This window comes from Mycolicibacillus trivialis (assembly GCF_002102395.1).
Taxonomy (GTDB): Bacteria; Actinomycetota; Actinomycetes; order Mycobacteriales; family Mycobacteriaceae; genus Mycobacterium; species Mycobacterium triviale.
The window spans coordinates 1-10974 of the sequence record NZ_LQPZ01000054.1 but is presented as its reverse complement, the minus strand read 5'-3'; the positions used below and the strand labels follow the sequence as shown (position 1 = coordinate 10974).

General features: G+C 72.7%; 10 protein-coding genes. 3 read left to right on the top strand and 7 right to left on the bottom strand.

What is annotated here, in order from left to right; translation table 11 throughout:
• Positions 1-262 precede the first annotated feature (262 nt).
• Both AWC30_RS17065 and glpK read left to right on the top strand, forming a co-directional pair.
• The gene (locus tag AWC30_RS17065; protein ID WP_085111436.1) at positions 263-1345 is read left to right on the top strand and encodes a hypothetical protein; all 1083 of its coding nucleotides are present in this window, start codon (positions 263-265) and stop codon (positions 1343-1345) included.
• Positions 1346-1426: 81 nt separating this feature from the next.
• On the top strand, positions 1427-2953 hold the full coding sequence (gene glpK / locus AWC30_RS17060; RefSeq protein WP_085111435.1) for a glycerol kinase GlpK: 1527 nt from the start codon (positions 1427-1429) through the stop codon (positions 2951-2953).
• Positions 2954-2981: 28 nt separating this feature from the next.
• Here the strand turns inward: glpK and AWC30_RS17055 are convergent, their stop codons facing one another.
• Entirely contained in the window at positions 2982-3662 is a 681-nt protein-coding gene (locus tag AWC30_RS17055) for a PadR family transcriptional regulator (protein WP_085111434.1), read from the bottom strand.
• A 75-nt stretch (positions 3663-3737) separates the two neighbouring features.
• Positions 3738-4619 carry an RDD family protein gene (locus tag AWC30_RS17050; protein ID WP_085111433.1) on the bottom strand — a complete coding sequence of 294 codons (882 nt, stop codon included), beginning with the start codon at positions 4617-4619 and terminating at the stop codon, positions 3738-3740.
• A gap of 64 nt (positions 4620-4683) precedes the next feature.
• On the opposite strand from AWC30_RS17050, the gene AWC30_RS17045 reads away from it, so the two are divergent.
• A complete protein-coding gene (locus AWC30_RS17045) occupies positions 4684-5676 on the top strand; it encodes a stage II sporulation protein M (RefSeq protein WP_085111439.1) in 993 nt (330 codons plus the stop codon).
• Between the two features lie 11 nt (positions 5677-5687).
• Here AWC30_RS17045 and AWC30_RS17040 read toward each other — a convergent pair whose 3' ends face one another.
• The 5 genes from AWC30_RS17040 to AWC30_RS17020 all read right to left on the bottom strand — a co-directional run.
• The gene (locus AWC30_RS17040) at positions 5688-7010 is read right to left on the bottom strand and encodes a DUF58 domain-containing protein (protein WP_085111432.1); all 1323 of its coding nucleotides are present in this window, start codon (positions 7008-7010) and stop codon (positions 5688-5690) included.
• Positions 7010-7978 carry an AAA family ATPase gene (locus AWC30_RS17035; RefSeq protein WP_085111431.1) on the bottom strand — a complete coding sequence of 323 codons (969 nt, stop codon included), beginning with the start codon at positions 7976-7978 and terminating at the stop codon, positions 7010-7012. The genes AWC30_RS17040 and AWC30_RS17035 overlap by 1 nt, the downstream gene beginning before the upstream one ends.
• On the bottom strand, positions 7975-9123 hold the full coding sequence (locus AWC30_RS17030) for a DUF4350 domain-containing protein (protein ID WP_085111430.1): 1149 nt from the start codon (positions 9121-9123) through the stop codon (positions 7975-7977). The genes AWC30_RS17035 and AWC30_RS17030 overlap by 4 nt, the downstream gene beginning before the upstream one ends.
• Positions 9120-9749 (bottom strand): DUF4129 domain-containing protein, encoded by a 630-nt coding sequence (locus tag AWC30_RS17025; protein WP_085111438.1) that lies wholly within the window; start codon positions 9747-9749, stop codon positions 9120-9122. Before AWC30_RS17025 ends, AWC30_RS17030 begins: the two co-directional genes overlap by 4 nt.
• A 2-nt stretch (positions 9750-9751) precedes the next feature.
• A partial coding sequence (locus AWC30_RS17020; protein ID WP_085111437.1) for a DUF7847 domain-containing protein occupies positions 9752-10974 on the bottom strand: 1223 nt, incomplete at its 5' end.

Genomic DNA, 10974 nt, shown 5'->3' with positions numbered 1-10974 from the left:
CCCCCCGTCGCGCCCCCGGTCGCACCTCCCGCGGCACCGCCGGCCGGTCCGCCGGTCGTTTCCGATGCCGACCCGCCGGCGATCCTGGCGCCCCCGCAGCCCGCCCCCCAGCCGATCCGCTGATCGCCGACCGCCGCGACACCGACCCGTCGACGCCATCCGGTCTGCGGTTGAGAAAAAGTGTCCGCTTCGAGCCCGGTTGACGCTCCTACCGATGAGCGCGGTCCACCCCGGACCGCAACCACGGCAAAGGACCCTCGTCATGAAAACCACCACGGTTCGACCCACTCCCGCCCGCCCCGCGGTCTCCGCCTCGCCCGCCATCACCTGCCGGGCGGTGGAGGTGTCCGACGGGCTCACCGTCGAATACGTGTCCGTGCCCGACCTCAGCGACGCCCCCCGACACCGGGCCGACCGCAGCGCCACCCAGCGGGAGATCACCGCCATCGACCGGGCGCTGCGGTCCCGCCCGGACTTACCCGCACCGGACGTCGGCGAGCGCGCCGGCGACCAGGTGCTGCGGCCGAACAACCCGGTTGCCGCCGCGCTGTACCGCGATCGGCCCGCGCTGCGGGCCTGGCGGACCGATCTGGTGCCCTCCGCGATGGCGCTGACCCCGCTGTATCGCCCGGAGGAACCGCGGCTGCCCAACGGCGCGCCGATCGACCGCGCCACCCGCGACATCTTCCTGTACGCCCCCGACGCGATAGCGATCCGGTCCCGGGCCGCGATCATGTCCGCTATCGCCGGCCGGTACCTGAGTCCCACCACCGCGACCCGGTGGACCAGCCTGGCGTGCGGCGCCGCGATCCCGGTCTTCCAGGCACTCGCCGGGCGCCGGTGCCGGCAGGTGGAACTGACCCTGGTCGACCTCGACGCCGGTGCGCTGGCCCATGCCGCCGAACTGGGCGCCGCCGCCGGAGTCGGCGGTGAGGTCGACACCCGGTTACTGCAGCGGCACCTGATCCGGGAGATGATCGTCAGCGACCGGCTGGTCGACGAGGTGGGGGAGGCCAGCCAGGATCTGGTCGACATGCTCGGCATCTTCGAGTACATACCCGCCGAGTTCGGCGAGCTCAAGTCGGCATCGGTGTTCCTGCGCAACGCGTTTCGGTTGCTCAAGCCCGGCGGTGCGGTGGTCGCGGCGAACATGCTCGACACCCACCCGCGGCTCGCGTTCAATCAGCGGGGGATCGGCTGGCCCCGGATCTTCCCCCGGTCCATCGCAGAACTGCGGGAAATCCTGCACGACGCCGGGATCCCACCGGAGCAGGTGACGATGACCCTCGCGGCAGACGGGGTCTACGCGGTCCTGGAGATCCGCAAGCCCAGCGGCGCCAGCTAGCCGCCGCGCGGCACACCCGGGATGTCACCGGTTCGGCGGTCCGGATACGCCATCATGAACCACACGACCCGAGGAGCAGCAGTGGCCAATCCCGGTGAGTTCATCGCCGCCATCGATCAGGGCACCACGAGTACCCGGTGCATGATCTTCGACCACACCGGCACCGAGGTGGGCCGGCACCAGCTCGAGCACGAGCAGATCCTGCCGCGGGCCGGCTGGGTGGAGCACAACCCGTTCGAGATCTGGGAACGCACCGCGGCGACCCTGGTCTCGGCGCTCAACGCCACCGGGTTACAGGCCGCCGACCTGGCCGCGCTGGGCATCACCAACCAGCGGGAGACCACCGTGGTGTGGAACCGGCGCACCGGGCGGCCGTACCACAACGCGATCGTCTGGCAGGACACCCGAACCGACCGGATCGCCGCCGGGTTGCAGCGCGACGGGCGCGGCGAGGTGATCCGGCACCGGTCCGGGCTGCCGCCGGCCACCTACTTCTCCGGCGGCAAGCTGCAGTGGATCCTGGAGAACGTCAGCGGGGTCCGCGCCGACGCCGAACGCGGCGAAGCGCTGTTCGGCACCGTCGACACCTGGGTGCTGTGGAATCTCACCGGCGGCCCGCGCGGCGGGGTGCACGTCACCGATGTCACCAACGCCAGCCGCACGATGCTGATGGACCTGCAGACCCTGGACTGGGACGACGAGCTGCTGTCCTTCTTCGGCATCCCGCGGGCGATGCTGCCGCGGATCGCCTCGTCATCGTCCTCGGAGCCGCACGGCGTGACCCAGGACAGCGGACCGGTCGGCGGGTCGATCCCGGTGACCGGGATCCTGGGCGACCAGCAGGCCGCAATGGTCGGGCAGGTCTGCCTGGCGGCGGGCGAAGCGAAGAACACCTACGGCACCGGCAACTTCCTACTGCTCAACACCGGCGAGAAGATCGTCCGCTCGGACAACGGGCTGCTGACCACGGTCTGCTACCGGTTCGACGACGCCGATCCGGTGTACGCGCTGGAGGGCTCCATCGCGGTGACCGGCTCGGCGGTGCAGTGGCTCCGCGACCAACTGGGCATCATCAGCGGGGCCGCGCAGAGTGAGGCGCTGGCCCGGGAGGTCGCCGACAACGGCGGGGTGTACTTCGTGCCCGCCTTCTCCGGGTTGTTCGCGCCCTACTGGCGGGCCGACGCCCGCGGTGCGATCGTCGGGTTGTCGCGGTTCAACACCAACGCCCATTTGGCCCGCGCCACCCTGGAGGCGATCTGCTACCAGAGCCGCGACGTGGTCGACGCGATGGCCGCCGACTCCGGGGTGCACCTGGCGGTGCTCAAGGTCGACGGTGGGATCACCGCCAACGACCTGTGCATGCAGATCCAGGCCGACGTGCTCGGGGTGGAGGTGGTCAAGCCCGTCGTGTCGGAGACCACCGCGCTGGGCGCCGCTTATGCGGCCGGCCTGGCCGTCGGCTTCTGGTCCGGTCCGGCCGAACTGCGGGAGCACTGGCGTGAGGACAAGCGCTGGCAGCCGCAGTGGTCCGCCGAGCAGCGCGCCACCGGTTACGCGGGGTGGCGCAAGGCGGTGGAGCGCACCCTGGACTGGGTGGACCTGTCCTGACCGCGGCGCACGTCTCGCCGGGTATGGCTTACTCCGTTTCGCCGAGAACGGCGTAGACGTCCCGGCGGGCGGCGTTGACGATCTCCGCGATGCGCTGCTGCTGGTCGGCGTTGCCCGCGCGGGCCGCCTGGGCGACCGCGCCCAGCAACTGACCCGCGGCATCACGCAACACGGCCTGCTCGGCGCCGATCCCGCCGGCGATCTCCTCCCACGGCGGGGTCTCGATCTTCTCGGCAGCCGCCCGCCCGCTGTCGGTCAACTCGAAGAGCTTCTTGCTGCCGTCACTGGCGCCGGCCACGATGAGGTCCTCGTCGGCGAGCAACTGCAGCGTGGGGTAGACCGATCCGGCGCTGGGCCGCCAGATGCCGTGGCTGCGCTCGGCGATCTGCTGGATCATCTCGTAGCCGTGCATCGGCCGTTCGGTGAGCAGCACCAGGATCGCCGCGCGGACATCGCCGCGCCGGCCGCGGTGTCCCCGCCTGCCGCGCCACGGGTTTTCGCCGTGACCGAAGCCGGGGCCGAACCCGGGACCGAAGCCGGGCGGGAAGCCCGCCCCGAAACCGAAGGACGCGCCGCCCGGGCCGCCCGCCTGGCGGCGGAGATGGTCGCGGAATTCGTCGCGGACTGTGCGCGCCGCACCGGCGAACGGGTGGGGTGCACCGAAGAAGCCGTGTTGAGGCCCACCAAAGGGGCCGAAGGGAATGGTCATGAGATTGCTCCGATCCACCGGCGGTATTCGATATGTAACGATATATCGCGAGCTATCGGAGTGCAAGGTGGTATGTCAGTTTGGCGGGATCAGACCTGCCGAACCCCCGGTGCTTGCGGTATCACCGGCCGTGCCACCCGGGCCGCCGGCGGCGACCGGAGCGCTCCACGGCGCCGTCGGCGGCGGCGCACCGCCCGGCCCGCCCCCCGCCTCGACGCGGTTCTGCATCCGGGCGAGTTCCCGGCGGTGGCGTTCGGCGAGCACCGCGGCCAGCACCGGCTCGGGCGGGACCCCGGGCGGGGGCGTCGGGGCGATCACGGCCACCACGTCGGTGGCGATCAGGTAGGCGATCTCGCTGCGGCGCGCCGGGTCGAGTGACGGGGCGCGGGCCAGGAACTGGCGGGCCGTCTCGGCCTGCTCGGGTCGAAGCCCGGAGAGTTGCAGCGACGACGCCCACCAGGCCAGCCCCGGCGGCATCATCGGCGGCGGCGCCAGCCGCGGGGCGCGTTCGCTGATCACCCGGGTGCCGGCGAAGATGTCGCCGAGGCGTTTACCGTGCGGGGAGAACATGCTGCAGATCACCGCCGGGCTGCCGATCAGCAGCCAGATCTCCACCACCGAGGTCAGCGCCCGAAAGGTGGCCTGGCTGATGCGTTCCGGGCCGCCGTCGTCGGCGACGACCCGCAGCCCCATCGCCATCTTGCCCAGCGTCCGGCCACGGGTGGACACCTCGAAGATCAGCGGATAGGCGACCGGCACCAGCACCACGAACAGGATCCGTAACGACATCGACCAGGCGGGGTCGAGTTGCTGGAGCGTCAAGGTCACCAGCACGGCCCCGGCGATGGTCAGCGCGATGATCACCGTGATGTCGATCAGGGCCGCGACCGCCCGGACCGGCAACTGCGCCACCTGCACATCCAGGACGACAGCGTCCCCGGTCACCACCTGCGCCATGACGCAAACGCTACTCGTCGCGCGTCGCCCCCCGGCACGGCAACGCGCCGCTATCGTGTGGCGGGTGGACGTTGACGCCTTCGTGCTGACCCACCGGCCGACCTGGGACCGCCTCGACACCCTGGTCCGGCGGCGGCGCAGCCTCACCGGCGCCGAGGTCGACGAACTGGTGGATCTCTACCAGCGGGTCTCCACCCAGTTGTCCACCTTGCGGTCGGCGTCGCGGGACACCGCCACCACCGCGCGGCTGTCGGCCCTGGTGGCCCGCGCCCGGTCGGCCGTCACCGGCGCGCACGCGCCGCTGGGCCGGGAGTTCGCCCGGTTCTGGACCGTGCGCTTCCCGGTGGTCGCCTACCGGGCGGGAGTGTGGTGGCTGGCGACGGCGGCCGCGTTTTTGACCGTCACCGCCCTCATCGCGGTCTGGGTGGCCGGCAACCCCGACGTGCAGGCGGCCATCGCCACCCCCGAGCAGATCAAGCAACTCGTCGACCACGACGTCGCCGCCTACTACAGCGAACACGCCGCAAGCGCGTTCGCCGCCCAGGTGTGGCTGAACAACTCCTGGGTCGCCGCCCAGTGCATCGCGTTCGCGGTGCTGCTGGGCCTCCCGATCCCGTGGGTGCTGTTCCAGAACGCGGCCAATGTCGGTGTCATCGCCGGGTTCATGTTCTCCGCGGGCAAAGGCGGCCTGTTGCTCGGCCTGCTCACCCCGCACGGGCTGCTGGAACTGACCGCGGTGTTCCTGGCGGCGGCGGTCGGGATGCGGCTGGGCTGGATGGTGATCGCGCCCGGTGACCGGCCGCGTGGGCAGGTGCTGGCCGAGCAGGGCCGCGCGGTGGTGGCCGTCGCCGGCGGCCTGGTGGCGGTGCTGGCGGTGTCCGGGATCCTTGAAGCGTTCGTGACGCCCTCCGGGCTGCCCACCTGGGCGCGGATCGGGATCGGGGTGCTGGCCGAGGTCGCGTTCCTGGCCTACATCGTCTACTTCGGGCGCCGCGCCGCCCGGGCCGGGGAGAGCGGCGACATCGTCGATGCCCCCGATGTGGTGCCGACCGGTTGACCGGCGGGCGCCTACAGCCGACCGGTGGCCTTCATCGCCAGATACCGGTCGGCCAGTGCGGGCGCGATCTCGTCGGGGACGGCGTCGACGACCTCCACTCCGGCCCGCTGTAACCGCGCCGCGATCTCGCGCCGCCCGATCCGGGAGCGTTCGGCGGCCGCGGCGTCGTAGACCGCGGCCGCGTCCGTCCGACCGGCCGCCAGCCGGGCCACCCGCGGATCGGCGACCGCCGCCAGGATCACCTGGTGGCGCGCGGTGAGCTGGGACAGCACCGGCACCAGCCCCTCATCGAGTGCGGAGGGGTTGAGGTCGGTCAGCAGCACCACCAGCGAGCGGTGCCGCGACCGCCGGATCACCGCCGACACCATCGCCGCCGCATCGGATTCGACGAGCTCGGGCTGCAGCGGGGCCATCGCCTCGACGAGCTGGGCCAGCAGTTCGTTGCGGGAGGCGCCGAACACCCCGGCCCGCACCGTCCGGTCGTGGGCCAGGAAGTCGACCCGGTCCCCGGCGCGGGCCGCGAGCGCGGCCAGCAGCAGCGCCGCATCCATCGACCAGTCCAGCCGGGGCCAGCCGCCGGGATCGGCCGCGGTGGGGTCCACGCCGACGCGGCCCGCGGCGGTACGCCCGGTGTCGAGCACGATGAGGATCCGGCGGTCGCGTTCCGGGCGCCAGGTGCGCACCACGACATCGGAGCGCCGTGCGGTGGCCCGCCAGTCGATGGACCGGACGTCGTCGCCGACCACGTATTCGCGCAGCGAGTCGAATTCGGTGCCCTGCCCGCGCACCAGGATCGGGATGAGCCCGTCGAGCTCGCGCAGCCGGGCCAGGCGGGAGGGCAGGTGCTTGCGGGAGAGGAAGGGCGGCAGGATCCGCACGGTGCCGGGCACCGGGGTGGAGCGTTGCCGCCCGGCCAGCCCGAGCGGGCCCATCGAACGGACGGTGACCGTGGCCGCCTCCTGGTCGCCGCGGCGCACCGGCCGCAACCGGGTGGTCAGCCGGTGCGCATGCCCGGCGGCCAGGGTGAGGGGGTGGCTGCGCGGTTCGGCGCGCGCGCTGGGCGGCCAGGCGTCCCGGACCAGGCCGCGGAAGCGGCGCCGGCCGGTGTGCTCGACGGTCAGGGTGGTCTCCACCGGCTGGCCGAGCCGGGCGGAGGACGGCCCGCTGCGCACCGCGCGCAATGCCCGCGGGCTGGCGGCCAGCACCAGGTCGACGGCGAGAGCGGCCACCAGGGCGGCACCGAGCACCAGGAACGCGGTGGCCGGCCACGGTGCGACCGCGATCGGCAGCACACACAGCAACGCGACCAGTCCGGCGCGTCCGGTGAAAACCACTACCGCGGCACCGGGACCGCGGCGAGGATGCCGTCGAGCACGCCGTCGGCGGAGGCGCCTTCGAGTTCGGCCTCCGGGCGCAGCCCGATGCGGTGCCGCAGCGTGGTGCGGGCCATCGCCTTGACGTCGTCGGGGGTGACGTAGCTGCGGCCGGACAGCCAGGCCCACGCCCGGGCGCTGCCCAACAGGGCGGTGGCGCCGCGCGGTGAGACGCCCAGCTGCAGGGCGGGGGAGCGGCGGGTGGCGGCGACGATGTCGACGATGTAGGCCAGCACCTCCTGGCCGGCCAGGACGCGGCGCACGGCGTCGCGGCCGGCGGCCAGATCGTGGGCGCCGGCGACCGGCTTGATCGCCGAGAGGTCGCGGGGGTCGAAACCGCGGGCGTGCCGGTCGAGGATCGCGATCTCGGTGTCGCGCTGCGGCAACTCGACGGTGAGCTTGAGCAGGAACCGGTCCAACTGCGCCTCGGGCAGCTGGTAGGTGCCCTCGTACTCGATGGGGTTCTGGGTGGCGGCGACGATGAACGGGTCCGGCAGGGCCCGCGGCTCCCCGTCGACGCTGACCTGACGCTCCTCCATCGCCTCGAGCAGTGCGGCCTGCGTCTTGGGCGGGGTGCGGTTGATCTCGTCGGCGAGCAGCAGGTTGGTGAACACCGGCCCGGGCCGGAAGGTGAAGGCGGCGGTGCGGGTGTCGTAGACCAGCGAACCGGTGACGTCGCCGGGCATCAGGTCCGGGGTGAACTGCACCCGTTTGAACTCCAGGTGCAACGCGGCGGCCAGGCTGCGCACCAGCAACGTCTTGGCGGTGCCGGGGACGCCTTCGAGCAGGATGTGCCCGCGGCAGAGCAGCGCCACGAGCAGCCCGCTGACCACCGCGTCCTGGCCGACGACGGCTTTGCCGATCTCGCCACGCAGGGCCAGCAGGGCGCTGCGGGCCGCATCGGTCTGGTCGGGGTGGGCGTGTGTCATAGGTGGGTGACCTGTCTTTCGATGTCGTCGAGGGCACGGGCGAGGTCGAGTAGTTCGGCGTCGGTGCCCGGCACTGACCCGAACAGTAACCGGCCCAGCGTGTCCGCCGGAACGGAAGTGCGTTGCGCCACGGCGGCCACGACGACCTGCGGCGCGGCGGTGGCCGAGAGCCCCAGCCGGGGCAGCAGCCGCTGCCGGGCCCCGGTGCGCAACGCCTCGGCGGCGCGGTCGCGGGCGCGGCGGGCGCGGTAGAGCCGGGCGCGGCCCTCGACGGTTTCCGACGCCCGCACCACCACCGGCATCGCCTCCGCGACCAGCGGGCCGAGCCGGCGGCCCTGCCACACCGCGAGTACTGCCACCACGACGCAGAGTTGCAGCACCACCCAGGTGACGTTGGGCGGGATCAGGTCACCGAGCGTCCGCTCGGCGGTGCCGCCGTCGGCCTGCGTCTGCGCGTGCTGCGGGGCGAACCAGACCACGTGGGATCGGGCCCCGGCCAGGTTCATCGCCAGCGCCGCGTTGCCCTCGTCGAGCAGGTGACCGTTGAGCATGAACTCGGCGCTGCCTGCCACGGTGACGGTGTGCGCACCGTCGCGGTACCGCACCACCGCGCCGCCGTAGCAGCTGACCAGCTCGTCGGGGGTGTCCTCGGCGGCCTCGTTGGCCCGGTAGGTCATGGCGGTGTCACCCAGGTCGACGGTGCCGGCCCGGTTGGCCTCGGTCAGTGCGCAACCCGGGCGGTCCCGGGCGCCGTCCCATCGGCGGCTCAGCGCAGGTGCCAGTGCGCTCAGCGCGCGGGGAGTGGGTTCGACCAGAAGCCGGTCACCGGGCAGCTCGGCCAGCCGGGTCAACAGGTCGGGGTCGAGGATCCGTCGGGTCTCGGCGATCACCACCAGCGAGTCGGGCCGGGCCGCGTGGACGACGTCGTCGACCGTGGTGGCCACCGAGACCTGGACCCCGTGGTCGCGCAACAACGCGATCAGCGCGTGCGCGCCGCTGGGGTAGGTGGACTGCGGATCCATTCGGCCGCCCTGCCGGGGCTGCAACAGGGTGTAGCTGAGTATCGCGATGAGCGTGATGACCAGCAGCGCCGATGCGGCCCACAGCCAGGTCCCGGCGGAGCGCCGCCGGGTGGGGGCGCTCACCGGGACGCTGGTCCGGCGCCGGCCGGCACCGGGCGGGACGGCGGCTGCACCCGCAGCCGGTTGTCGAGTTCGGTGATCTGCCGGTAGCCGGCTTCGGTGCCCGGCCGCTCCCCGTAGGTCACGTCGTTGAAGACGGTGGCGGCACGGCCCAGCTCGTCGGCGGCGCCCGGCAGCGCCGCCCCGGCATCCCGGGCCAGTTCGTTGGCGGTGCGCCCGGGCAGCGGATTGAGCGTTCCGGTCTCCTCCAGCCCGCGCGCCAGCGCGCGCAACCGCTGCCGGATCGCCAGTGACCAGTCACCCTCGGCGGCGGCCTTCTCCGCCGCGGCCCGGCATTCGGCGGCGCTGTACCCGCCGGCCTCGAACAAGGCGTGGTCGGTGCGACCCGACCGCATCGTCCGGCGCGCCACCCGGATCGCGATCAGCACCGCCACGACCAGCAGCACCGCGACCACGGCGACGGTGAAGCCGGCACCCGGTATTTCCGCGGTCCTGGCCAGCAGCCGGTCGACGGCCTGGTTGAGCCAGTCGGTGACGGAGTGGCCCCGCTCCGACGCGTAGATCGGTTTGGCCAGCTCGTGCTGCGCTTCGGTGTGCGCGGGGTCGCGGTCGATGTCGACGCCGGGCACGGTCAGCGGGCCAACCACAGGTTGTCGGTGGCCCCCGGTGCGACCTGGCCGCTGGCGGCACCGCTCTGCAACACCAGGTCGAACGCCTCGGCACGGATGCGCCGGTCGGTGTAGAGCAGCACCGTCACACCGCAACTGAATGGCTGCACCACGACCTGCGCGACGATACCGCCGATGGCCGCGACGATGACCGAACCGATCGAGCCCGTGGTGGAGCCGATCGAGCCGCCGAACGCCAGACCCAGCAGGCCGAACGGGATGCCGATCGCGAAGGCGACCACGGCGGTCACGATCCCGGTGAGCACGAGGATCCCGGCGATGCGCCAGAAGCTGTTGCGCACCAGGGCGAACGACCGCTTGATGGACTCGATGACGGGTTGTTGTTCCAGCACGATCGCGACCGGCGCGAACACCAACGCCACGTAGAGGTAGACGAACCCGACCAGGGCTCCGAGCCCGATCACCGCCCCGAGCAGTCCCGCCGCGGCCGACGACCCGAGCGCCGCGCCGATCGCCCCGAACACCAGGATGAGGACGAACACGGCCACGATGACGGCGACGGCCTCCAGCAGGACCAGCCCGATCAGGGGCAGCAGCCGCCCGCGCAGCCGCTCCCAGGCCTCGCCGAGCGTGATGTCGGCGCCGAACACCGCCCGCCCGATGATCACGGTCAGCATGCCGACCAGGACGAGACCGCCGAGTCCGCTGATCGCCTGGGCGGCGAACCCGGCCAGCCCGGCGCCGGCGGTGAGCCGCATCATCTCGTCGGGTGTGCCGGACTCGCTTTCGAGCATCGCCGACAGCGGACCCAACTGGAGGATGAGGCTGAGCAACTGGGTGATGATGACGACGGCGGCCGTCAGCCCCAGGGTGGCCTTGGGGTGCTCGCGGATGTAGCCGACGGCACCGTTGTAGATGTCACCCAGGGTCAGCGGACGCAACGGGATGATGCCGGGCTTGAGTGCGGCACCCGGTTGCGCGCCGGGATATCCCGGCGGCGGCCCGTACCCCGGGGGTGGGCCGTACCCCGGCGGGGGACCATAACCGGGCGGTGGACCCGGTGGGGGCGCCGCGTAGCCGGGTGCGGTCGCATAACCGGGCGGCGGACCGTACCCCGGCGGTGGCGACCCGGGCGGTGGGCCGTAACCGGGGGGTGGACCCGTCGGTGGCCCGTAACCGGGGGGCGGACCGTACCCGGGCGGCGGACCGTAGCCCGGCGGGGGGC

What these genes read in the sequence shown, in the direction of transcription:
- AWC30_RS17035 (WP_085111431.1), bottom strand. Translation starts at nt 7,978, where the DNA reads ATGACACACGCCCACCCCGACCAGACCGATGCGGCCCGCAGCGCCCTG.
- AWC30_RS17055 (WP_085111434.1), bottom strand. Translation starts at nt 3,662, where the DNA reads ATGACCATTCCCTTCGGCCCCTTTGGTGGGCCTCAACACGGCTTCTTC.
- AWC30_RS17065 (WP_085111436.1), top strand. Translation starts at nt 263, where the DNA reads ATGAAAACCACCACGGTTCGACCCACTCCCGCCCGCCCCGCGGTCTCC.
- AWC30_RS17050 (WP_085111433.1), bottom strand. Translation starts at nt 4,619, where the DNA reads ATGGCGCAGGTGGTGACCGGGGACGCTGTCGTCCTGGATGTGCAGGTG.